The sequence below is a fragment of the Psychrobacillus sp. Z3-81 genome (genome assembly GCF_056620325.1).
Map to the genome: position 1 here is coordinate 128,276 of NZ_JBWQPU010000006.1, position 22,350 is coordinate 150,625.

At 39.2% G+C, this 22,350-nt stretch carries 21 protein-coding genes, 2 pseudogenes, 1 riboswitch and 1 other annotated feature; of the genes and pseudogenes, 17 read left to right on the forward strand and 6 right to left on the reverse strand.

Features of this window, described 5'->3' with window-relative positions; translation table 11 throughout:
* Nucleotides 1-271: 271 nt before the first annotated feature.
* The 4 genes and pseudogenes from AC1ECF_RS08605 to AC1ECF_RS08620 all read left to right on the forward strand — a co-directional run.
* Nucleotides 272-1,303 carry a S66 family peptidase gene (locus AC1ECF_RS08605; protein WP_480388999.1) on the forward strand — a complete coding sequence of 344 codons (1,032 nt, stop codon included), beginning with the start codon at nucleotides 272-274 and terminating at the stop codon, nucleotides 1,301-1,303.
* A 1-nt stretch (nucleotide 1,304) separates the two neighbouring features.
* Nucleotides 1,305-2,393, forward strand: a complete 1,089-nt coding sequence (locus AC1ECF_RS08610; protein ID WP_480389000.1) for an NAD(P)/FAD-dependent oxidoreductase — start codon at nucleotides 1,305-1,307, stop codon at nucleotides 2,391-2,393.
* Between the two features lie 49 nt (nucleotides 2,394-2,442).
* A pseudogene (locus AC1ECF_RS08615) lies at nucleotides 2,443-2,781 on the forward strand (PAS domain-containing protein); the annotation flags it as partial.
* Between the two features lie 204 nt (nucleotides 2,782-2,985).
* Nucleotides 2,986-3,318, forward strand: a pseudogene (locus tag AC1ECF_RS08620) (methyl-accepting chemotaxis protein); the annotation flags it as partial.
* On the opposite strand, the gene AC1ECF_RS08625 reads toward AC1ECF_RS08620, so the two are convergent.
* Nucleotides 3,311-3,976, reverse strand: coding sequence for an HAD family hydrolase (locus AC1ECF_RS08625; protein WP_480389001.1), 666 nt, complete (start codon nucleotides 3,974-3,976; stop codon nucleotides 3,311-3,313). The pseudogene AC1ECF_RS08620 and the gene AC1ECF_RS08625 overlap by 8 nt on opposite strands.
* A 71-nt stretch (nucleotides 3,977-4,047) precedes the next feature.
* Here AC1ECF_RS08625 and AC1ECF_RS08630 point away from each other — a divergent pair, with 71 nt between their 5' ends.
* From AC1ECF_RS08630 to AC1ECF_RS08645, 4 genes are all read left to right on the forward strand, one after another.
* Nucleotides 4,048-4,344, forward strand: coding sequence for a hypothetical protein (locus tag AC1ECF_RS08630; protein WP_480389002.1), 297 nt, complete (start codon nucleotides 4,048-4,050; stop codon nucleotides 4,342-4,344).
* A gap of 124 nt (nucleotides 4,345-4,468) precedes the next feature.
* A complete protein-coding gene (locus AC1ECF_RS08635; RefSeq protein ID WP_480389003.1) occupies nucleotides 4,469-4,786 on the forward strand; it encodes a YbjQ family protein in 318 nt (105 codons plus the stop codon).
* 333 nt (nucleotides 4,787-5,119) lie between these two features.
* Complete coding sequence (locus AC1ECF_RS08640; protein ID WP_480389004.1) at nucleotides 5,120-6,391, forward strand: MDR family MFS transporter; 1,272 nt, start codon at nucleotides 5,120-5,122, stop codon at nucleotides 6,389-6,391.
* Between the two features lie 372 nt (nucleotides 6,392-6,763).
* On the forward strand, nucleotides 6,764-7,735 hold the full coding sequence (locus tag AC1ECF_RS08645; RefSeq protein WP_480389005.1) for a GNAT family N-acetyltransferase: 972 nt from the start codon (nucleotides 6,764-6,766) through the stop codon (nucleotides 7,733-7,735).
* A 418-nt stretch (nucleotides 7,736-8,153) separates the two neighbouring features.
* Here the strand turns inward: AC1ECF_RS08645 and AC1ECF_RS08650 are convergent, their stop codons facing one another.
* On the reverse strand, nucleotides 8,154-8,807 hold the full coding sequence (locus AC1ECF_RS08650; protein WP_480389006.1) for a DUF975 family protein: 654 nt from the start codon (nucleotides 8,805-8,807) through the stop codon (nucleotides 8,154-8,156).
* An 86-nt stretch (nucleotides 8,808-8,893) separates the two neighbouring features.
* Nucleotides 8,894-10,252 (reverse strand): aspartate kinase, encoded by a 1,359-nt coding sequence (locus AC1ECF_RS08655; protein WP_480389007.1) that lies wholly within the window; start codon nucleotides 10,250-10,252, stop codon nucleotides 8,894-8,896.
* Between the two features lie 369 nt (nucleotides 10,253-10,621).
* Nucleotides 10,622-10,855 (forward strand) — a binding site (T-box leader).
* Nucleotides 10,856-10,910: 55 nt separating this feature from the next.
* Here AC1ECF_RS08655 and AC1ECF_RS08660 point away from each other — a divergent pair.
* Nucleotides 10,911-12,068: a pyridoxal-phosphate-dependent aminotransferase family protein gene (locus AC1ECF_RS08660; RefSeq protein WP_480389008.1), complete on the forward strand. Its 1,158-nt coding sequence runs from the start codon at nucleotides 10,911-10,913 to the stop codon at nucleotides 12,066-12,068.
* A gap of 2 nt (nucleotides 12,069-12,070) precedes the next feature.
* Nucleotides 12,071-13,654, forward strand: a complete 1,584-nt coding sequence (serA, locus tag AC1ECF_RS08665) for a phosphoglycerate dehydrogenase (protein WP_480389009.1) — start codon at nucleotides 12,071-12,073, stop codon at nucleotides 13,652-13,654.
* Nucleotides 13,655-13,841: 187 nt separating this feature from the next.
* On the opposite strand, the gene AC1ECF_RS08670 is transcribed toward serA, so the two are convergent.
* Complete coding sequence (locus AC1ECF_RS08670; RefSeq protein ID WP_480389010.1) at nucleotides 13,842-14,630, reverse strand: HAD family hydrolase; 789 nt, start codon at nucleotides 14,628-14,630, stop codon at nucleotides 13,842-13,844.
* Between the two features lie 143 nt (nucleotides 14,631-14,773).
* Between AC1ECF_RS08670 and AC1ECF_RS08675 the strand changes: the two genes are divergently transcribed.
* From AC1ECF_RS08675 to AC1ECF_RS08695, 5 genes are all read left to right on the forward strand, one after another.
* Complete coding sequence (locus AC1ECF_RS08675; RefSeq protein ID WP_480389011.1) at nucleotides 14,774-15,373, forward strand: VanZ family protein; 600 nt, start codon at nucleotides 14,774-14,776, stop codon at nucleotides 15,371-15,373.
* A gap of 35 nt (nucleotides 15,374-15,408) precedes the next feature.
* Nucleotides 15,409-15,576 (forward strand): Fur-regulated basic protein FbpA, encoded by a 168-nt coding sequence (locus tag AC1ECF_RS08680; RefSeq protein ID WP_480389012.1) that lies wholly within the window; start codon nucleotides 15,409-15,411, stop codon nucleotides 15,574-15,576.
* A gap of 100 nt (nucleotides 15,577-15,676) precedes the next feature.
* Nucleotides 15,677-16,831: a DEAD/DEAH box helicase gene (locus AC1ECF_RS08685; RefSeq protein ID WP_480389013.1), complete on the forward strand. Its 1,155-nt coding sequence runs from the start codon at nucleotides 15,677-15,679 to the stop codon at nucleotides 16,829-16,831.
* Between the two features lies 1 nt (nucleotide 16,832).
* Complete coding sequence (locus tag AC1ECF_RS08690) at nucleotides 16,833-18,062, forward strand: aminopeptidase (protein ID WP_480389014.1); 1,230 nt, start codon at nucleotides 16,833-16,835, stop codon at nucleotides 18,060-18,062.
* Between the two features lie 13 nt (nucleotides 18,063-18,075).
* Nucleotides 18,076-18,936 (forward strand): SGNH/GDSL hydrolase family protein, encoded by an 861-nt coding sequence (locus AC1ECF_RS08695; protein WP_480389015.1) that lies wholly within the window; start codon nucleotides 18,076-18,078, stop codon nucleotides 18,934-18,936.
* 303 nt (nucleotides 18,937-19,239) lie between these two features.
* Here AC1ECF_RS08695 and AC1ECF_RS08700 read toward each other — a convergent pair whose 3' ends face one another.
* Nucleotides 19,240-19,563: a magnetosome magnetite crystal formation protein family gene (locus AC1ECF_RS08700; protein ID WP_480389016.1), complete on the reverse strand. Its 324-nt coding sequence runs from the start codon at nucleotides 19,561-19,563 to the stop codon at nucleotides 19,240-19,242.
* Nucleotides 19,564-19,617: 54 nt separating this feature from the next.
* Nucleotides 19,618-20,682, reverse strand: coding sequence for a M20 family metallopeptidase (locus AC1ECF_RS08705; protein ID WP_480389017.1), 1,065 nt, complete (start codon nucleotides 20,680-20,682; stop codon nucleotides 19,618-19,620).
* Between the two features lie 99 nt (nucleotides 20,683-20,781).
* Nucleotides 20,782-20,874: riboswitch (TPP riboswitch) on the forward strand.
* 62 nt (nucleotides 20,875-20,936) lie between these two features.
* On the opposite strand from AC1ECF_RS08705, the gene thiT reads away from it, so the two are divergent.
* The gene (thiT, locus tag AC1ECF_RS08710) at nucleotides 20,937-21,509 is read left to right on the forward strand and encodes an energy-coupled thiamine transporter ThiT (RefSeq protein WP_480389018.1); all 573 of its coding nucleotides are present in this window, start codon (nucleotides 20,937-20,939) and stop codon (nucleotides 21,507-21,509) included.
* An 89-nt stretch (nucleotides 21,510-21,598) separates the two neighbouring features.
* Nucleotides 21,599-22,348, forward strand: coding sequence for a type I methionyl aminopeptidase (gene map, locus AC1ECF_RS08715; RefSeq protein ID WP_480389019.1), 750 nt, complete (start codon nucleotides 21,599-21,601; stop codon nucleotides 22,346-22,348).
* Nucleotides 22,349-22,350: the final 2 nt, after the last annotated feature.

The following is a 22,350-nucleotide window of genomic DNA, read 5'->3' on the forward strand; positions in this document are numbered from 1 at the left end:
ACGTAAAAAGAAGGGTAGGTAAAAAGGAAAGTCTAATCAGTTATTCTGAGTAGAGCAAGGGTATGTGTAAATCAAGGTGGGGAGGGGGTTATTTTACCGGTTGCTCCAGAGTGATAGCAACACCGGTGTAAGGTGGTTCTTATTGAGTTGTTCTTTACAATATGGAATAATTCTTTCTGTCGTTACGCTTTTGCTTATAACAAGACCTTAAAAATATAGCGGTCTATCTCTCCAATTTGTTTTATAATCTTAGTTAAAGGAGTGGAAAAGAATGTTAAAAAAGCCGAAAATGCTGCAGCCGGGTGATAAAGTAGCTACAATTAGCTTGTCCTGGGGAGGAGCTGGAGACCCAGAGCTAAGATGGAGATACGAGCAAGGGGTAGAGAGATTGAAGACTGTATTTGATTTAGAGGTAGTAGCCATGCCAAACAGTTTAAAGGGGACTGCTTTTGTATATGAAAATCCAAAGGCAAGAGCGGAGGATTTAATGAACGCATTTGCTGATCCAACTATTAAAGGGATTTTTTCTAATATTGGGGGAAGCGAGAGCATTCGTTTATTGCCATATATTGATTTCGAGATAATAAAGAACAATCCAAAGGTACTCATAGGCTATTCAGATACGACCATTACCCATTTGTTGTGCCATAAGGCTGGATTATCCTCCTTTTATGGACCTTCCATATTAATGGATTTTGCTGAAAATGTAGAAATGCATGAGTATACCGCTGAAGCTGTAAGAAAGACCTTGTTTTCAACTGATCCAATAGGAGAAATAAAACCTGCGAAGGAATGGACAAGCACAAGACTTGAATGGATTGAAGAAAATAAGCATAAGAAGAGGCCAATGACACAAAATCAAGGCTATGAGCTGCTGCAAGGAAAAGGGCTTGCAGAGGGGCGTTTAATAGGTGGTTGTATTGATGTGTTAGAGTTTGCGAAGGGTACAAAGCTATGGCCAGAAGAGGCAGCTTGGAGGGATAGCATCTTGTTCTTTGAAACCTCAGAGGATCACCCAGAACCAAGTTATATAGAATATTGGTTAAGGAATTATGGCTCACAGGGGATACTTCAACAAGCAAAAGGAATTATCTTTGGAAAACCGCAGCATGAAAAATACTATCAGGAATACAAACAATCCATCTTGCGAATCTTACAGGAGCTTGGTCTAACCGAGCTGCCAGTCTTATATAATATGAATTTTGGACATACAGAGCCGAAATTTATCCTACCATACGGGGCGATGGCCCAAATTGATTGTGAAAGTGTTAGCTTTTCGATTTTAGAAAGTGGAGTGGAATAGAATGTCTTATATAGTAGTGGGTGGAGGAATTTTAGGAGCCTCCACCGCTTATCATTTGGCGAGGTACAAGGTTGATGTTACCTTAATAGATCGAGAGGATGAGGGACAAGCATCTGTAGCAGCTGCTGGGATTATTTGTCCTTGGGTGTCACAGCGAAGAAATAAAAAATGGTATCAGCTTGTGAAGCATGGTGCTAGATATTATCCTACTCTTATTCAAGAGCTAGCGGAGCTTCAAACAGGAAAAACTGGCTATAAAAAAGTGGGAGCCATTGCCTTGCACGATGAGGAAGCAAAGCTACAAAAAATGCTTCAAAGAACAGTAGAGAAAAAAGAGGATGCCCCTGAAATTGGAGAAGTAAGAATCTTATCGAGTGAAGAAGTGAGGAAGCTTTTCCCCCTTGTTACAGCTGAACATCATGCCTTGTTTATAGAAGGAGGAGCTAGAGTAGATGGAAAAGCCTTAACTTCCGCATTAAAGGATGCTGCTAAGAAACTGGGAGCAAAAATAATTAAGGGAAGTGCTTCCTTTTCAGACGGCAGATTATTGGTTGATGGGACTCCCATTAATGCCGATAAGATCATTTTAACTGCAGGAGCTTGGGGGAACGAGCTTCCCAAACAGCTGGATATTGATGCAAATGTGACCTTTCAAAAAGCGCAGATTATGCATTTTCAACTGGAAGAGACAGATACAAGCGCTTGGCCGGTTTTATTGCCGCCGAGTAGCCAATATATGCTTGCATTCGATAACGGCAGAATCGTCGCAGGATCTACGTATGAAGAAAATACTGGTTACGACAGCTCGGTGACGGAGGAAGGGAAAAAAGAATTGCTCCACCACGCGATAAGTATTGCAAATTCTCTGAAAAATGTAAAAATAGAAGAAGTAAGGGTTGGTTTCCGCCCTTATACTCCGGGTCATTTGCCGGTCTTCGGAAAGCTGCCAGGATATGAGAATATTTTCTTTGCAAATGGATTAGGAGCTTCTGGATTAACAGCAGGACCATTTGTGGGAGCGGAGCTTGCTAGATTAGTGTTAGAGAAAGAAACGGTTTTAGATTTAGAGAATTATGCGCCGTTTGAATGATGGGGGAAATAGCGTGAAGCATGTTCAGCAAACAGAAGAAGTAAATGATATGACAGTTGTTGAGGCATTGGAAAGAAATCTTGCCATCATCCGCTTTGACCATAATCGTCAGGTTGCTTACGTAAATGAGAATTTTGCTAAGGAGCTGGGGTATACGGTAAATGAGGTGTATGGAAAGTTTCATAAAGATTTTTGCTTTCCAACGCTTGTGAATAGCCCTGCATACGAGCAATTCTGGAAGGACTTATTCGCAGGAAAGTCTTATTTTAACAAGGTTGAAAGAAGAGATAAGCATGACAAAAGTGTTATGTTTGAGGCTTCTTATATGCCTGTTTTTGGAAAGAACAAAAAGGTCCTTGGTGTATCGTTAGTTGCAAGTAATGTGACAGAACGTCATTTAATATTAGAAAACGTGACAGAGGAATTAAAAGCAATGTCTGAGAATCTTCGGACTCGAGCGGATATAGGGATGGGGAAAAGTGAGGAATTACTTCAACGAATTGACGATATAGCAATCAGTTCTCAAGAAAATACTGCCTCACTAGAGAGTCTTCAGATGCAGGCCGATTCTATAAAAGGAATTGTCCAAACAATCCGGGAAATTGCTTCACAAACAAATCTCCTTGCCCTAAATGCAGCGATTGAAGCTGCAAGGGCAGGGGAACATGGTAGAGGCTTTAACGTCGTTGCACAGGAGGTTAGGAAACTGGCTGCAAGAGTAGAAGCGTCTATTGTAGAAGTACGTGATAATATCGAAGGTATTACGAAGCAAGTGAACAAAGTTGCTGTTAGTAATAGTCAGACTCAGAAAATCATTGAGAAGAGCCAGGACGAGATCAGAATAGCCTTAGAGGAATTCAAGGATATATCCAAGGCGTCGGAAAAGCTGGAGATTCAAACCTCTGAATTTGCCAAGCTTATTTAATGATGCTTTTGATAATGGGAGGTATTTCTGATAAATCATCTATTACATGGTTTGCTTCTAAACAATGATAGCTAGGATCCTTCTTCCAAATGGTGTGGATTCCCACTGCATTTGCAGCTTGAATATCATTGATTGGATGATCACCCACGTAGACACATTCATGGGGGCTTACTCCTAATTTGCTTAATGCTCGCTGGAAAATGAGCGGATCTGGTTTGTTTATTCCCTCTAATTCTGAAATTAAAATAGTATCAACATAAGATTCAATCCCTAGCGCATGTATATTATCCATTTGGAATTGGCCCTTTCCATTGGTGATAATACCAAGTGTTAGGGACATTTGCTTTAATTCCTTTAGCATAGAGTGTAAGTTTGGAAATGCTACACAATGTTGCTTAAAATTATGGCTGTAATAGAGAAGTAACTCTTCCACAGTCAAGCCTTCTATTTTGTATTCCTTGATTAATTGTCGATAAACTTGATCCTTCCATACATACCCTCTGTTATCAAGCTCGATAAACCGTGAACAGAATTGCTGTTCATCCACATCAGATAGGACATTTCGCAAACTATTAAAATGACTTGCTATAAATTTTGATAAGGAAGCATCTCTGTTTAAAAGGGTTCCATCTAGGTCGAATAAAACAGCTTTTAGCACTCCGATTCCTCTTTTCTGAATAATTCATTACAAACATGATACACTAAAGAAGAGCTAGGAGGTGTTTGTATTTGAGTAAATATCTGATGATTTATATAGAAGTTGAAAGGCAAATTGATTTTTACTTTCAGATGCAACAAATCGAGAAGCAATTGGAAATCGAGATGACTATAGAAGGTATTCGGACAGCGGAAAAGAGCTTCGAGCTCCAGCATGTACACGATATTTCCTATAAACCGTTTTCCTTTGGTGCTGGCATGCTCTATTTGCATACAAATCAAGGTGTTTTCTCTTTTAATGTGCAAGAAAACCCTGAAATTTTTATAGAAGGCTTTCGTAGCTTAAAAAAACAGTCTAAAAAGGTATGAAGAGGATCTAGTATTAAAACCATTTAGAATTTTACATTCTGTAATAATTTTAGAAGAATTACTGGGTGAAAATGAAAGAAGCTGGTGTATGATATAGCTAGAAGCTTTTAAAGGAGGAATTAGAATGCTAGTGACGACAACCAACACTGTTGAAGGAAAAACTATTGAAGCCTACCACGGCATCGTTATAGGAGAAGCAATCATGGGGGCTAATATTGTCCGTGATTTGTTTGCCTCTGTAACCGATATAGTGGGGGGTAGAAGTTCTGCCTATGAAAACAAGCTTTCTGAGGGAAGACAAATTGCTTTAGAAGAAATGAAAGTTCAAGCTAGTAAACTAGGAGCAAACGCAGTCATTGGAGTGGACCTAGATTTCGAAACCATCCGTGATGGCATGATGATGTGTGTAGCTACGGGTACAGCTGTTACTATTAGAGATTAAGTATGAAGAGATGACGCATGGCTTTATGCCGTGCGTTTTTAATTTTTTTATAGGTAAATTAATATCCAGTTTATACCCAATACTTGCGATGTAGCAACAAATACTTGCGTGCCTACAAAGTTACTTGCGATGTTGTATTGCTTACCTGCACTTCCTTAAGGAATACTTACGGTTTTGCTTCTAATACTTGCGGAAGTCAACCAACCTATGTATATATGCTTACTTGATATTCTAGGCTAACCTGATACGTATTACTTTTTTAGACTTTCGACTATTCCGAATCTTAGATTTCTGTGATAGGATTGTCTAGGTTATTAAAAGTGAGGGAATTTTATGAGAATTAGAGATTGGGATAGAGCCTTAAAGGTTCGTTTATTTGGGGAGTTTTTTAGTAATCTAAGCTTTTGGATGGTTTTTCCTTTTTTAGCTATCTATTTTGCTGAAGAGTTCGGTGCGAGTGTTGCAGGGGTATTACTGGTGTTTTCTCAGTTGTTTTCGGTAGCTGCAAATCTTGTAGGGGGATATTGTGCGGATCGATTCGGTAGGAGGACGATGCTGTTTTTCTCTGCAACGGCACAAGGACTTGCATTTATTTTATTCGCTATGGGAAATTCGCCTTGGCTAGATTCCCCTTGGTTGGCTTATGTGGCATTTACTATAGCAGGTATGTGTGGATCCTTTTATCATCCAGCCAGTCAGGCAATTGTTGCGGATGTAGTGCCAGAGAAGGATAGAAGTACTGTCTTCTCTGTATTTTATACATCCATTAATATTTCGGTAGTAATCGGACCGATAGTTGGTGCTGTGTTGTTCTTCCAATATCGTTTTGCGTTATTATTAGCTGCTGGGATTATTTTCTGTATTGTTGGATTTGCTCTTCGATTCTTGACGGAAGAGACGCTTTCTAATGAAATGAAACAAAAGCTGATGGTCAATAGCGGAGATAATTGGATACAAGTCATGGTAAATCAAGTAAAGGCCTATGGGTTGATTGTAAAGGATAAAGTGTTTTTCTTATTCATCATTGGTGGCATTCTTCTGGCACAAACTTATATGCAATTAGATTTATTGATTCCTGTTTATTTAGAGGGGATGATGGATAAGCAAGTGTTAGGAAATCTCTTTAATCGAGAATGGGCTGTAACAGGAGAGGGAGCATATGGAATCCTGTTATCGGAGAATGGGTTATTAGTAGTCATGCTAACGGTGTTTATAACGAGATGGATGACAAAATATCCGGAGAAATGGGTTTTCTTCCTGTCTTCCTTTTTGTATGCAGTTTCCATGCTCGTTTTCCCGATGACCACTAATTTTTGGGTACTTATTTTAGCGATGGGTATATTTACATTTGGAGAGCTTGCTACAGTTGGCTTACAGGAGAGTTTTGTTTCTAAGCTGGCCAAAGAGGAAATGAGAGGGCAATACTTTGCTGCGGCAAGCTTGCGTTATACTATCGGTCGGACTATCGCACCCCTTGTGTTACCGTTATCTGTACTAGTGGGGTACTCCTGGACATTTGTAGTTCTTGCAGTGCTTGCCTTATTGAGCGGCTTCATCTATTTATGGACATTTGTAGAATACAACAAAAGAAAAGTAACGGCATAATTGGACAAAGGCTGATCTCTATGGAAGAGACCAGCCTTTGATTTTTTGTAGGTAATCATAATCTTTGAATATTCATTATCAATCCGATATAAATCGGAGATCATTTTCCATGAAAGTCACGCTTTCAATGCCGCGGTAAATTGTCCACTGGTTGCTTTCTAACCTAAGCAACGTAAACCCTACCTGCTTTTACGTCCTTGCGACCCTATAGTCGCTCCAGTGTGAATAAGTATTATCAAAAACACATAGTAGAATGCCAAATTTCTTTAGACTATGTCTACCCAAATTGTTAACGACCATCATCATCTCATATTTAAAAGTTTTTGTCAAATGAACTATGATATTCTTAATGGAAAGAGAGAGGGTGGGAGAATGGAAATATGGGATGTGTTCAATGAATACAGAGAGAATACAGGAAAAACACACATAAGAGAAGAAGAAATGCCGAAGGATACCTTTCACCAGGTAGTGCATGTCTGGATTGTAAACGATGAAGGGAAGCTATTGATTCAGAAAAGGCAACCTTGGAAAAAAGGATGGCCAAATATGTGGGATTGCTCAGCTGCAGGCTCTGTTTTATGCGGGGAAACTCCTGAAATGGCTGCTGTCAGGGAAACAAAGGAAGAGCTTGGAATAGATTTAGATATAGAAGCAGCAGAGGTTTTATTTACTGTCAGATTTTCCAGGGGCTTTGATGATCATTTTCTAATAAGGCAAAATGTAACTGAATGGAGCCTTCAATATGAGGAGGTTGCTGATGCTAGGTGGGCAAGTGTGGAAGAAATTAGAGAAATGGTTCTTAAAGGAGAGTTCATCCCTTATCATATTCTGGATGAAATCTTTGAAGTGCTTGCTTCCGGAATAAGTCTTCAAAAGGCTAAGCCTACCGATGCAGAACACTTATATCATCTACAGAAACAGGTCTTTCAGCCATTATATGATAAATATCAAGATCATGAAACAACTCCTGTCAATCAAACCTTTACACGCTTTATGGAAAGAATGGAGCAAGGCACATTTTATAAAATCATAGTTGATCATAAACTAGCAGGCAGTGTCCATGTGTACAAGAAAGATTCAGGAGTAATGAGATTACATATGATTAATATTCTGGATCAATATCAAGGCAGAGGTTTGGCCCAAATTGTTATGAAGCGTATAGAGTCGCTATATCCAGAGGCAACTGTATGGGAGCTTGATACAATCCTTCAGGAAGAGAAGAACTGCTACTTGTATGAGAAAATGGGCTATACAAAAACCGGAGCTTTGAAGAAAATCAGTAATTTGATGACGCTTGTCTCCTATGAGAAGAGAGATGGCATTTATCGAATGCAAGAGCTTTGATGTTCAGAGGTGAGGAGAATTCATCTGTACTAATTCAGATTTTCTTGTAATTGGAAACGATTGTGATTTACATGAAACTAAAAGTACTACAATGCCTGGGATTTTTGCTACAATGAAGACCATTTTTGCTACAATGCACCTCATTTTTGCGACAATCAAATTCAAAGGAGTACTGGATTAGCAAAAGTGCTACAATGCTCGAGATTTTTGCTACAATGGAGCCCATTTTTGCTACAATGCATCTCATTTTTGCGACAATCAAATTCGAAGGGGTACTGGATCAGCAAAAGTGCTACAATGCTTGGTTTTTTTGCTACAATGAAGCCCATTTTTGCTAAAATGCCTGGGATTGGACATAATGAAAATGGTAAAAACACTTACGATTGTTTCAAAATCGTAAGTGTTTCCTTGTAATGAGTTATTCCAAGTTTTCCGCTATTTCTTCCTCGTAGAATGTTGCTAAGCTAGTCGCCATATAAGGTACTAACCAAAGGAATCCTATACCTAGGGTAAGAATGCTCAGGAACATCCAGCCTATAAAGCTTAAGTTAAGTAAAAAGTATTTTCCCTTTTTTCCTTGCATCCTATTTTTACTAGCCGTAATTGCTTCATTTGGTGAAAGTTCTGGATGGTCTTTTAGGATATAGTAAGTTTGTGAGTAGGATAATGTTTTAATGATTCCTGGTATAATAAGAAGAAGGGACCATAAAAATATATAAATACCTTCTAATAGAGCGGTAAGAAAGAGTTTAACGCATTTTGCTGGCTGTGTATAAATGGAAAAAATAGTACGGATGCTTCCAGCTTTATCTCTAGTTATATCAAGAAAGAACCAGCTAAAAGCAATGGACAGTGGAGTTAACAGGATGCTCATAATTAATCCATACAATTCTGCACCAACAGAAGTATTATACGGATCCTGCCATTCTTCGAATCCTCCATAAATGGCTATCGTTACTCCATTAACTAATAACATCTGAATTGCAAAAAAGATGATTACTAAAAACACCGATTTTCCCCAGTTGGTGGTGAGGGATTGCCTAGCTTTCTTTTTTATTTCAGAGATGGACATGAAACTCTCCTTTTTTAAAAGATATAACAGTATATAAAAAAGGAGGGATAATCATGAATGTTATCCCCAAAATTCACCAAATTATTTTAGACTGGAACAGGAGTAAAAAATTCTTTATATAACTCTCGAAGAATCTTTTCTTCACTGCTCTGATGAACACCGAAGGACAAACTGACTTCCGAAGACCCTTGGTTGATCATTTCAATGTTAGCCCCTGTTCTAGCAATGGCAGTTGCTGCTCTTGCGGCAAGACCAGTACTGTTGTTCATACCTTCCCCAACCAACACAATCATGGAAAAGTCATGTCGGAAATGGACATCCTCCGCTTGTAGCTCTTCCTTCACTCTGGATATAATTCTCTTCTCCTTTTCCGGATTGAGCTGATGGCTTCTAAAGATAACAGAAATATCATCGAGTCCGGATGGAGTGTGCTCATAGGAAATATATTCTTCTTCTAAAATCTGTAATAGCTTTCTTCCAAATCCAATTTCCCTATTCATCAAGTACTTGCTCACATATAGAATGGAAAAACCACTATCTGCGGAAATACCTGTAATTGGACGTCTGTTTTCCTTTCGCACATTAACAATTTTGGTACCTGGTGCTCCAGGATTGTTTGTATTTTTAATACATACGGGAATACCAAGTTTATACACTGGCATCAATGCTTCGTCATGGAAGACGGAGAAGCCTGCATAAGACAGCTCCCTCATTTCCCTATACGTAATCTCTTGGATTTCTTCTGGATTATGGATGACCTTCGGGTTAGCACAAAATACAGAGTTAACATCTGTAAAATTTTCGTAAAGGTCTGCTTGAACTGCAGCTGCTAGAATAGAGCCTGTTATATCTGAGCCACCACGGTCAAAGGTTCGGAGTTCGCCTGTCTGTGTGAAACCAAAAAATCCTGGAAAAACTGAGACATAGTCATTATGTTGAAGCGACTCCTTTAAATTTTGATAAGACACTGGTAATGCAAATGTTCTTTCTGGAAAGTCGTTTACAACTAGACCCGCATCCTTTGGGTTCATATATCGAGCAGGAATTCCACGGCTAGATAAATATGCAGCTACTAGTTTTGCGTTGTTATCCTCCCCACTAGCCTTGATGATATCTAAAAAGTTATGGGTTTGGTATTCAGTAACTCTCTTCCTTAAATCTTCTTCAATAATTTGCATGATAGGAGCCTCAATCTTTAGCTCTAAAGCAATTTCTCTATATCGATCTAATACGAGCTTAAGAGCTGCTTCTATATCTTCTCCCTTAATAGCACTTAAACCTAACTGAATAAGTAAATCAGTTACCTTTACGTCATTTTCATGCCTTTTACCTGGAGCAGATACAACGGCTATTCTTCTAGTTGGATCGGCAAGGAGAATAGCTGCAACCTTCTGTATTTGGGCTGCACTAGCCACAGAGGTACCTCCGAATTTACATACTTTCATATCATCAAATCCTTATGATAAATTTATATTTTTGTGTATACAGAATAAACAAATGTTTTTATACAGTGTACAAATTAACAGATAAAACGTCAATAAAATAATGAATATTCTTTATATTCCATTTAAATGACACGAATAAATAGTTGTGTTATGGAATTATTGTTCGTTTTTATTCCTTTGATTATCTGTTTAAATAGTGTTTTTGGATGAAAATCGAAAGATAGACGAACTTTAATAAAAAAATTTCTTTTGAAAATACAGGTATTTCAAGGGTTTAAGAGGTTTAAAAAAAATGATAGCGCTTACAAGTTATCAGACTATATTGACAATTTAAAATACCTTGCGTATGATAGGTTTAATTCAAATAATCAAACAATTTTGATGGAGATAGGCCTTGCAAATTAGAAATCCCTAGAGAGCTGATGGTAGGTGAAAATCAGTGATTCTGTTTGAAAAGGTAGCCCTCCGGAATTGACTGGTTGAAAGGGAGAACGAGCTCCTAAGTAGGTTGGTCCGTGAAGACACGTTATGTCTTAGAGATGCTGCGTTTTAGCGAAAATTGGGTGGTACCACGTGAGTTTATACAAGCTCTTCGTCCCTTACATGATGTAAGGAATCGAAGGGCTTTTTTTGTTTTTAAAAAAAGGAGGAAATAAAAATGTTACAAGATCAAACAATTTTACGTATTCCAGGCCCGACTCCAATCCCGCCAAGTGTACAACAAGCGATGAATCAAGCAATGATTGGGCATCGTGGGAAAGAGACGTCAGATTTACTAAAGCGAATTGCTCCGAGACTCCAAAAAATATTTGGTACAAATCAAGAAGTGATGATGATAGCTGGGAGTGGGACTGCCGGTTTAGAGACTGCAGTAGTCAATGTCGTAAAACCAGGAGACGAAGTACTAGTTGTAGAGACGGGAGCATTTGGAGAACGATTCACAAAAATATGTGAATCCTTTCGTATCGAAACACATGTGATAAAGGTGGAGTGGGGGAAAGCATTAAATCCTGAAGAGGTCAAAGCCTACGTACAGAATCATCCAGAGATAAAGGTAGTATTCTCTACTTACTGTGAGACTTCTACGGGTGTATTAAACCCCATCTCAGAGCTTGCAAAGGCGATAAAAGAAGTGTCTAATGCCTTACTAGTGGTAGATGGAGTTTCCTGTGTAGCTGGTGTGGAAACCAAGATGGATGAATGGGGAATTGATGTAGTGGTAACGGGCTCACAAAAGGCTTTTATGCTACCGGCAGGCTTGACCTTTATTGCGGTAAGTGAAAGAGCGTGGAAAGTAGTAGAGGAGAATGAGCAGCCACGCTTTTATCTAGATTTAAGGAAATACCGAGATAACCTAGAAAAGGATACGACACCATTTACACCTGCCATTTCTCAATTGTTTGGATTAGAAAAAGTATTGGAGCTATTAGAGCGAGAGGGGCTGGAGAACGTATATGCAAGGCATGAGCTAATGAAAAACATGACTCGAGCAGCATGTAAGGCGCACGGCATACCGCTTCTAACAGAAGACGTCTCAGCATCTCCTACTGTGACAGCAGTCCAGCCGGCTGATTTCGATCCAGAGGAATTTCGAAAAGTATTAAAGAAAGAGTTTGCGATTACGGTTGCCGGCGGGCAACAGCACCTTACCGGTAAAATTCTTCGAATTGGGCATATGGGCTATTGTTCTCCAGCAGATCAGCTGCAACTGATAAGTGCAATGGAGGTAGTATTGAAAAAGATAGGGAAAAACATAGAGCTTGGTAAAGGTATAGCCGCAGCTCAACAAGTCTATTTAGGGGAAGGAGCGAACTAACTATGTTCAAAATTCTAATTAGCGATCCACTTAGTGAAGAGGGTATCTTTCCTTTAAGAGAGGCAGAAGGGTTCTCGATTGTAACAGATACCTCTTTAAGCAGAGAAGAATTAGCTGAAAAAATTGGTGAATATGATGCATTACTCGTGCGCAGTCAGACACAAGTTACAAGAGAAATAATCGAGAGAGGGACTAATCTAAAGATAATCGGCAGAGCTGGAGTAGGAGTGGATAATATCGACCTCTCTGCTGCTACCGAGCGTGGAATTATCGTAGTTAATGCTCCTGACGGTAATACAAATTCAGCAGCGGAACATACAATTGCGATGCTTATGGCACTTGCTCGAAAAATACCTCAAGCATTCCATGCCTTAAAAAATCAAAAATGGGATCGGAAAAGCTACATAGGAGTGGAAGTGAAAAACAAAACTTTGGGTGTCGTAGGATTAGGCAGAATTGGTGCGGAGGTAGCTGCAAGAGCAAAGGGTCAACGGATGAATGTTATTGCTTATGATCCATTTTTAACTCCTGAGAAGGCTGAAAAGCTTGGTGTAGAATTCGGGACAATCGACGAGGTTATAAAGGCAGCAGATTTTATCACTGTTCATACACCGTTACTAAAGGAAACGCGTCATTTAATTAATAAAGAGGCTTTTGAGAAAATGAAGGAAGGTGTTCAAATTATCAACTGTGCTCGTGGCGGCATAATTGATGAGGACGCACTTTATGATGCTATTGTATCAGGAAAGGTTGCTGGTGCAGCGCTTGATGTATTTGAAGAAGAGCCTTTTGTAGATCATCGCCTGCTAACTTTGCCACAGGTGATTGCTACTCCGCACTTAGGAGCTAGTACGGTAGAGGCACAGGAAATCGTAGCAGTGGATGTTTCTTATGATGTCGTTAGCTTTTTACAAGGAGGGGTAGTGAAGAATCCGGTAAACTTACCATCAGTATCGAAGGATGTAATGGCAAAAATAGAACCCTTCTTTCATCTGGTTGAAAAGCTTGGGTCTTTCTTGAGCGATCTTACTACAGGAGTGCCCGAGGAATTAAATGTTACTTATTCAGGAGACTTAGCTAACGTAGAGGTGAAGCCTTTAACCAGAAATACAGTAAAGGGCCTACTAAAAAGCAAGCTGGGTGAGTCTGTTAACGATGTAAATGCTCAATATCATGCAGAACGTATTGGTATTGTAGTAAATGAGCAGAAAACATCAAAATCCAAGGGCTTTACAAGTCTCGTTACTGTCGAAGTGAAAACGGCCGAGGAAACAAGAACAGTTTCAGGGACGTTACTCAATGGTTTAGGTCCTCGAATCTTGAGGGTAGATGATTTTATCGTGGATGTAGTACCTGAAGGGCATTTGCTATTCATTCGACATAAGGATCAGCCGGGTGCAATCGGTCGTGTTGGGACATTACTCGCAAAAGAAGGAGTCAATATTGCGACAATGCAAGTAGGCCGCTCAGAGATTGGCGGAGATGCCATTATGATGCTCTCTATTGACAAAGCGGTAGAGGAAAGTGGTATCGGCCGGTTAAAGGGCTTAGAAGATATTTATGATGCCACAGCTATTAACTTGTAAATAAAAGAACCTCTTAGAGAGAAGAAAGCTTGTAAAATCTCTCTAAGAGTTTTATCGCGAGTAGGTGAATGATCATTGTTCACTTGCTCGCTTTTTTTATGACGTGGATTTTCATTGTGTCACCCAGTCATTGTATATAAAATTTTCTATTTACCAGAAGTCTCAGGATCATATAGGAGCTTGTGTTTTATTGGTTTGGTTCCTCTAAGATTTGTAGTAATTCTCTTAAGCTTGTAATGGTATATGTAGGAATGACATCGGTGGAAGGCTTTTTATTTTCCCGATTAATCCATACTGATTTAATACCAGCTTTTGAGGCTCCGAGAATATCAGTCATTAAGTTGTCTCCGATCATTAGCGCTTCCTCCTTAGAAACAGAGGCTAGCTCTAACGCATGCATAAAGATGGAGGGGTCTGGTTTGCCTTTGCCGAAAGCGCCTGAGATTACGATGTGGTCAAAGTAAGGCGCGATTTCTGGCGTGATAGAAAGCTTCTTGTTTTGAAGGCTTGGAGAGCCGTTTGTCATAAGAAGTAACGTATACTTTCCTTTTAAGTATGCTAAAATTTCAAAGGTGTCTTCATATACAAAGGGACTTTCTTTTCGCATAACCGGAAAATATGCGGCAAGCTCCATTCCTAGTTTCTCGTCTTCTATACCTAATTTTCTTAATCCTCCAGTCCAAGTATCCACTTGATAGTCTTTGATAAGAGCCTTCATTTTTTGAAAGTCTTCCCCTGGGTCATCAAAGGTTCCCCACAGACCTTCAAAGGGATTAATGCCAATCATTTTAGTGAATGGACGAGTTTCATATGTATCATATAATCGTTCTGCTTCTTCTCTTACAGCTTTTTCTAAACAACTAGCCTCCATTCCTGTCTTGCTGGCAGCATAGTTGCATGTTTTTAGAAAGGCGGTCTCCACACTTTTCTTATCCCATAGCAACGTATCATCTAAATCAAAAAACAAAGCTTTCATTTGTTCGCCTCCGTCATTCTCTTTCTAATAACTTTACCGTAGAAAAGAAAGAAAATCAGCAGAAAATTCTAATTTTCAATGTTATGATTGATAGCGAACCACCCTTCTACTAAAATCGTTATATAGGTGGGAGTGAAAAAAACATGCAAGTGATTATAAATTATTTAGATGATATGCTATTTTTTATATTAATTGCACTTCCTTTAGTTTTAATCTGGAGACTACTTAGATGGAAAAAGAGGGGCTTTGAATGGCGGGAATGGCTACATGAAATGGGCATTTTTATTCTCGTTTTAGTGATGATTGGGTTGTTCTCTCAAACGATCCTGCCTAAGAACGGTTTGACAGAGCCTTCCATTGAGCATGTAAATCTCGAGTTTTTTCGTGTTTTTAGGGAAACGTATAATGCTATTATTTATCTTGGATTCTGGGAGCCCTTCTATATAAATTTTTTAGGGAACATCATTCTATTTGTTCCTTTAGGTTTTCTGTTACCTCTCCTATTTACAAAACTAGAAAATGGTCTATTTACAGTTTTCATTGGTCTAAGCATTTCTTTGGCTATAGAAATAATGCAGTTGCCGCAGCATAGAAGTAGTGACGTAGACGATCTCTGGTTAAATTCATTAGGTGCGCTAGTGGGCTTTATCATTTACCGGATATTGAAGTATAAGTATCCTGCTTTTACTCGACTCTTTAAAAAACTACGGGATAGAAGTTTATACAAAGAAGGTAACGGGTAAATATTTCTTGCATGAGAATGTAAGGAGAGAGACAAATGATGATAAAGAAAGATTCTAAAATAGAGGAAAAAAGAGATTTCATGATAGAGGATTTAGTAAATCACGGTATATATAAAGCTGATGGAAGACAATTATATGAATTAAATCTATATGAGCTGACGAAAAAATATTTAGTGGAAAATGAACGAAAAAGTGCATTCTAAGGAGTGCACTTTTTTATATTGCATAGAATATCTAATATATCTGATTTCGATTGGAAATGTGGTACACTTGAGTATAAATACAATTTAGGTGGAGAGAAATTTGACAGTGATAGATCAATTAAATGAACATTTACAGGCGAAATGGAAGAAAGCTAATTTTTCTTTTGAAATGCCAATACAAACTGAGTTAATCCCTCCTATGCTGGATGGCTCTGATATAGTAGCAGAATCTCCAACTGGGACAGGGAAGACGCTTGCCTATGTCCTGCCTTTATTACAAAAGGTGGATCCTTCCAAGAAGCAGACGCAGGGGCTTATTATGGTCCCATCTCAGGAATTAGGGATGCAAATTATAGAAGTGCTAAGAGAGTGGGCTTCAGGTTCTGAGGTTACGGTAGCGCAGTTAATTGGTGGAGCAAATATAAACAGACAAATAGATGCCTTAAAGAAGAAGCCGCATATTGTCGTAGGGACACCGGGTAGATTACAGGAATTAATGAGAGTGAAGAAGCTGAAAATGCATGAGGTACGTATGATTGTGTTAGATGAAGGCGATCAGCTTCTAAGTAGAGATCATCGAACAACAGTGAAATCATTAATCGAAGCAACTGTTGAGAGACAAATTGTCGTCACGTCGGCCACGATTACGGAAGAAATAGAATTAGTTGCAGAAAGAATGATGAAAGATCCTGTTCGAATAAGTATCTCTAAAGAGGACATTCCTGCTCAAGGTGATGTTGTTCATAGTTTCGTGAAAGTAGAGCAACGAGAAAAAACAGAATTTTTAAGAAGACTTTCTCATATGAAAGATATGAAAGGCTTGGCGTTTGTGAATAGCTTAGACCAGCTTCAAATGAAGGATGCGAAGCTATCTTATCGTGATGCTCCTATTGTAGCGTTACATTCAGAGATGAAAAAAGAGGAAAGAAAGAAAGCGTTAGATGATTTTAAAAATGGAAAAGTGAACATCATGATTGCTACTGATGTTGCTGCTAGAGGTTTGGACATCTCCGGATTGACACATGTTATACACGTAGACGTGCCACATTCAATCGAGCAATATTTACACCGATCCGGACGAACTGGAAGAGCAGGGAACGATGGGGAAGTATTAACGCTCTTATCGTATCCGGATGAAAAAACATATAAGAAATGGACAAAGGGACTCCCTAGCAAGCCAGTACAAAAGGTTTGGTATCGTGGGAATTTAGTGGAGGGCTCCTCCAAAATGGTGAACAAAAAGGGGAAAAGGTAAGATGACATTTCAAGAAAAATTAGAAGAATATGCCGAATTGATTGTTAGGGTAGGATTAAACATTCAAAAGGGGCAGCCACTTCTAATTAATACCACAACCGAGACTCTTGAGCTGACTAGACTAATTGTAAGAAAAGCATATGAGGCTGGTGCGATACGAGTAGATGTTAGTTACACAGACGAGCCTACAACTAGAATGTTCTACGATTTAGCACCCGACGAGGCGTTTTCTGCTTATCCTGAATGGATCAAAGTACAACGAGAAGAGCTGGTAAGAAACAATGGGGCTATTCTATGGATTGATGCGGATAATCCCGACTTATTAGAGGGAGTGGCAATTGAAAGAATCTCTAAATACCAAAAAGCGGGCGGAGAAGCTTTGGTTAACTACCGAAAGGCCGTAATGAATGATGAGATTACATGGTCAATTGTAGCGATGCCTTCTCCAAAGTGGGCAGAAAAGGTATTCCCAGATTTAGAGCCAGAGAAACAAATGGAGGCTTTATGGGAGTTAATTTTTCAAGTTGTTCGTGTCGGAGAAGGAACAGCTGTTCAAAAATGGCAGGAACATATTCATAATCTAGAGAAACGTGCTGCTATGTTAAATGAAAAACGTTATAAAAAACTACATTACGTAGCTAGCGGAACAGACATAGTGGTTGAACTACCAAAGGATCACTTATGGATTTCAGGCGCAAGTAAAAATGCAAAGGGTACTTCCTTTATCGCAAATATGCCAACGGAGGAAGTATTTACTGCTCCTCTTAAGACCGGCGTAAACGGCTACGTTAGTAACACCAAGCCTTTTATTTACCAAGGGAACATGATTGATGGCTTTAGGCTGACCTTTGAAAATGGGGCTATTACGAAGGTAGAGGCGAAGCAAGGTGAAAACTTGCTAAAAGAACTAATACAAACAGATGATGGAGCAAAATATTTAGGTGAAATTGCGTTAGTGCCCCATGAATCACCTATATCTGCCTCTAATGTACTGTTTTACAATACGCTATTTGATGAAAATGCATCTAATCACTTTGCGATTGGAGAAGCGTACCCAACCTGTGTAGAAGGGGCAAAGGGATTAAGTGAAGAAGAGCTGAAAGAGCTAGGGATTAACACATCTATCGTCCATGAGGATTTCATGGTCGGAAGCGCTGAAATGGATATAATAGGAGAGCTGCCTGATGGAACAGAGGAGCCTATTTTCCGAAAGGGAACATGGGCATTTTAAGGAGCTGAGTGTGGTGAAGAGCTGGCTAAATCTAGTCATTTTAATTGCATTACTTTTTACTGCTGTACCAGTAGAAGCAAAAGGAAAAGAAGTATATATTGCTATAGGTGACTCGCTCGCAGCCGGACAAACGCCAAATCAGGCAATCGATGCCGGTTATACAGATTTAATAGCGCAAGAGCTTCAACGTGCTGGTCGCCTTTCTTATTTTTCTAAAGCGTTAAGCTTTCCGGGGTATACCACCTCTCAAGTAATGGAAAGTATCCAAACCGAAGAAGCCGCGAAGCTATTAAAAAATGCCACTCTCGTCACAGTATCTGCTGGAGCAAACGATTTATTAAGGCTAGTACAAGTGAAATCAGGAACTGTTGCATATCAACAGATACCTGCAGACTTTGCCCTAAATGGAGTCCGAAAGAACCTTGAGAAAATAATACATGAATTGAAAGAGCTTGCTCCTAAGGCGGATATCTATATAATGGGTTATTATGATGCCTATCCACATGTTAGCGAGAAACAAAAGGTTGGGCTAAAAGAAGAGTTATCTGTCCTTAACCAAATTTTACGTAGTCAGGCTGAAAAAGTCGGAGCGAAATATGTGCCGGTAGAAGAAGCATTCAAGGGAAAAGAGAAAGAGTTAGTGACTAATGCATCGGATGTCCATCCAAGCATGGAGGGGTATCGCATAATGGCTAACACCTTTTTCACCCAATATGATCAACGTCTTTCAGTAGTGAAAACAGAGCTGCCAAAGCCTAATCCACTGACGTTTGAAGAAATCATACAGGCTAGACAACGGAGTACAGAGGAGGGAGTGACCAAGAGTACAATGAACGGTTATCTCTCTTTAACTGAATTAAAAGCTTACACATGATTTCAAGCTGTATTAGTTTACCGATGAAAATAGAGGGTGGTCAGGAGTAACTTCCTGGTCCACCCTCTATTAATTTTCTTATGTGTTCCCTGTAATGGAGATTACTGACTTTTTCTAATCCACTTGAACTGGTTACATGTAACCTACCTTACTGGTTTCTTTGCTTTCATTACTTTTCGGATTATGGGATACACTACAGGTCCCCATTTCATCGCAGTCTTTATGAGAGATTTTATTTTCATGCTATCCGCTCCTTATTTTGTCTATATTTTTTTATTCCCCAACCCTGTTTTCCATAAACATTTAACGGAGAACCTTAATACCTTGTACAATGTTCCAAATCAGAAGGATACCATAAACAAGCATGTAGAGGAGCATAAGAATAATAGGTAATACAATCGGACCCAATGAAGTTCCATCAGCTGGTATAGAGAATATATTTAAAAAAAGTGAAAAAAATAGGATGACAGTTAGAATGACAGGGAAAATATGTGATATTAGAGATCTTTTCGCATGGTATTTTACCTCTCTATCCTCTGAAATGAAATAGACGATGATAGGTAATAGAAAAGGAGCAAAAAGAATAGAAAAATAAGACAGAGAACTTAAAATTTTGTTTGTTTCCATAAAGGTCTCCTTTAGATAGGTTAACTACTATACGTGTTTACAGGAGTTTTGGTTTCACTGTAATGCAAAAGAGACAAGGATGTCTTTATAGGTTTCGACAGACTCGATGGATACCCATTCCTTATCACCGTGCCAATCTCCTCCTATCGGTCCGTACTCAATTGCCCCTGCTCCTTTAGCCGCATAATATCTTGTGTCCGCTGCACCGTGCTGTCCAAATAAAACGGTTGGTTTGTCTCTTAAGTGGTTTGCAATAGATTGTAGCGTTTGGATATACTTGTTATCCTCTTTGTTCGTGATAGCAGGGGATTTGCCTTGCAATACAACCTCGCTTCCTGGATACTTTGCTATTAGTTCTCTTATCTCTTCGGTAATTGCTTCTATATCTTGCCCAGGTACAAAGCGCAGAGAATAACTAATAACGCATTTATCAGGAACCATATTGTATCTTTCTCCTGCCTCTATTTTTGCCAAATTTAGAGATGGATAATCATAATAAGCATTACTAGCCGTCATAAAGGAACATTTACGTAGCTCTTGATCTAATTCCATTGCTTTTTCAATGGCATTTATCCCTTCCCAAGGTCTACTTCCGTGCGCTGATTTTCCTTTCACGATAAAGTCCCATTGAAGAATCCCCTTTGCTTGAAGGCCGATGTTCAAGTTAGTAGGCTCCCCACAAATAACGAAATCTCCAAAGTGCCCTTGCTCAACTATGTGCTTGGAGGTCTTTCCACCCTTTTCTTCATCTGTGGCAATATGGAGCTGTACTCGTTTCGTCAATTGTTCTTGACTTTGAGCTAATCTACAAAATGCTTCCATCATCGCTGCAACTCCAGCCTTCATATCAGCAGCTCCTCTACCAAAAAGCTGATCTCCCAGTATATAAGGAGTAAACTGCTCGATATTTCCTGGCACTACGTCAATGTGCCCGTTCCATACAATACATTCTTCTCCTGTGCCTAATTCTGCCAGGAGCATTAGCTTGGAATCTAATTCATAGGTGGTACAAGTAACTCCACGCTCTTCTAGCCAATCCTTACAGAAGATAAGTGCCTCATTAGCTCCCTCGATTGTGTCGCTTTTAATTCTTATCAAATCCATTAGTAACTGAATCAAGCTATCACTCCCTCTCCAATATTACTTATCTATTATTTTACCCCAAGGCTTGCATTATCTAACTTCTTCCATTAAAATGAACTCGAATATAATAAAAATCGAAACCACAGGGGGCGTCGCTTTAAGCGGCTGAGATAGTACCCTTTGAACCTGTAAGTTCATGCTTGCGTAGGGATGTGGATAGAATCTGACAATCGCGCGGTGTCTGGCTCTGTCCCACGGCGTTTTTTTTGTGGTTAAAAAGGGGAGAGATCATGAAGAATACTCGTGTTGTATTGTTAGTGGAGATTGCTATTTTTGCTGCGTTAGGTTATGTGTTGGATATGATTGGGTTCGGAATGCCACAAGGAGGAGACGTTTCTTTTGTGCTCGTTCCAATTATACTAATTGCTTTTCGTAGAGGGATTGTAGCAGGCTTAGTTACTGGGTTTTTAGTTGGACTTTTACAGGTGGCAACAGGAAGAATTTCTACCGCACCATTATCCTTTGAGATTGTTGTTATACAGGTAATTATGGATTATTTCTTGGCGTATATGGTTGCAGGGTTTGCAGGACTATTTAGGGGCTCTTTCTTGACGGCACTGGAACGACAGGACAAAAAACAAATGATATTAGTGGTAACCTTAGGTGCACTTCTTGCTTCTTTTCTCCGTTATCTTGCTCATGTAATATCTGGCATACTATTCTTTGGTGAGTTTGCAGAGGGGAATGTCATTCTCTATTCACTGGGCTATAATGCAACCTATATGATTCCTGTTTTCCTATTAGCAGCTATTATATGTTCTTCTCTATTCGTAAAGGCTCCACGCCTTATACTGCCTAAATAACGTGAAATATGGTATGATATTTGTACAGTTATAATCATATTAGATGTATATAAATAGAAGCATCTAGTAGGAGAAGGGATCTTGTTAAGATGATTGTACAAACAAATGAAGATTTACAAGCTTTAAAAAAAATTGGCCAAATAGTTGCTGAAATACGAGAAGCGATGAAGGCTGCAACAAAGCCAGGTGTAACCACAAAAGAGCTTGACGAAATTGCAGGAAGAATGTTTGAAGAAAAAGGTGCTGTGTCAGGCCCAGTGGGTGAATATGACTTTCCTGGTTTTACTTGCATCAGTGTAAATGAAGAGGTTGCCCATGGTATTCCAGGCTCAAAGGTAATCCAAGAAGGCGACCTGGTAAACATAGATGTTTCTGGTTCTTATAATGGATATTTTGCTGATACAGGTATTTCTTTCGTAGTTGGCGAGGGGTATGAAAGTAAGGAAAAGCTTTGTAAGGTAGCTGAAAGTGCTTTTAATCGTGCAATGACGAAGGTAAAGGCTGGATCTAGATTAAATCAAATAGGTAAAGCAGTGGCTAGAGAAGCGAAAGATAATGGATTAACGGTTATTATGAACCTAACTGGTCACGGAATTGGTAAATCGCTTCATGAAGCGCCACAGCATGTACTAAATTATTATGATGCATGGGATCCAACTATTCTGAAAGAGGGGATGGTTTTAGCAGTAGAGCCATTCATCTCCGAAAAGGCAGAGCATATCGTGGAATCTGGCGATGGTTGGACGTTTGTTACTCCAGATAAATCGCTAGTGGCTCAAATCGAGCACACGATCATCGTGACAAAAGATACACCAATTATTCTAACAAAATTAGATTAATC

What these genes read in the sequence shown, in the direction of transcription:
- map (WP_480389019.1), top strand. Translation starts at nt 21,599, where the DNA reads ATGATTGTACAAACAAATGAAGATTTACAAGCTTTAAAAAAAATTGGC.
- AC1ECF_RS08640 (WP_480389004.1), top strand. Translation starts at nt 5,120, where the DNA reads ATGAGAATTAGAGATTGGGATAGAGCCTTAAAGGTTCGTTTATTTGGG.
- AC1ECF_RS08650 (WP_480389006.1), bottom strand. Translation starts at nt 8,807, where the DNA reads ATGTCCATCTCTGAAATAAAAAAGAAAGCTAGGCAATCCCTCACCACC.
- AC1ECF_RS08675 (WP_480389011.1), top strand. Translation starts at nt 14,774, where the DNA reads ATGCAAGTGATTATAAATTATTTAGATGATATGCTATTTTTTATATTA.
- AC1ECF_RS08690 (WP_480389014.1), top strand. Translation starts at nt 16,833, where the DNA reads ATGACATTTCAAGAAAAATTAGAAGAATATGCCGAATTGATTGTTAGG.
- AC1ECF_RS08660 (WP_480389008.1), top strand. Translation starts at nt 10,911, where the DNA reads ATGTTACAAGATCAAACAATTTTACGTATTCCAGGCCCGACTCCAATC.
- AC1ECF_RS08635 (WP_480389003.1), top strand. Translation starts at nt 4,469, where the DNA reads ATGCTAGTGACGACAACCAACACTGTTGAAGGAAAAACTATTGAAGCC.
- thiT (WP_480389018.1), top strand. Translation starts at nt 20,937, where the DNA reads ATGAAGAATACTCGTGTTGTATTGTTAGTGGAGATTGCTATTTTTGCT.
- AC1ECF_RS08700 (WP_480389016.1), bottom strand. Translation starts at nt 19,563, where the DNA reads ATGGAAACAAACAAAATTTTAAGTTCTCTGTCTTATTTTTCTATTCTT.
- serA (WP_480389009.1), top strand. Translation starts at nt 12,071, where the DNA reads ATGTTCAAAATTCTAATTAGCGATCCACTTAGTGAAGAGGGTATCTTT.
- AC1ECF_RS08670 (WP_480389010.1), bottom strand. Translation starts at nt 14,630, where the DNA reads ATGAAAGCTTTGTTTTTTGATTTAGATGATACGTTGCTATGGGATAAG.
- AC1ECF_RS08610 (WP_480389000.1), top strand. Translation starts at nt 1,305, where the DNA reads ATGTCTTATATAGTAGTGGGTGGAGGAATTTTAGGAGCCTCCACCGCT.
- AC1ECF_RS08655 (WP_480389007.1), bottom strand. Translation starts at nt 10,252, where the DNA reads ATGAAAGTATGTAAATTCGGAGGTACCTCTGTGGCTAGTGCAGCCCAA.
- AC1ECF_RS08680 (WP_480389012.1), top strand. Translation starts at nt 15,409, where the DNA reads ATGATGATAAAGAAAGATTCTAAAATAGAGGAAAAAAGAGATTTCATG.
- AC1ECF_RS08645 (WP_480389005.1), top strand. Translation starts at nt 6,764, where the DNA reads ATGGAAATATGGGATGTGTTCAATGAATACAGAGAGAATACAGGAAAA.
- AC1ECF_RS08605 (WP_480388999.1), top strand. Translation starts at nt 272, where the DNA reads ATGTTAAAAAAGCCGAAAATGCTGCAGCCGGGTGATAAAGTAGCTACA.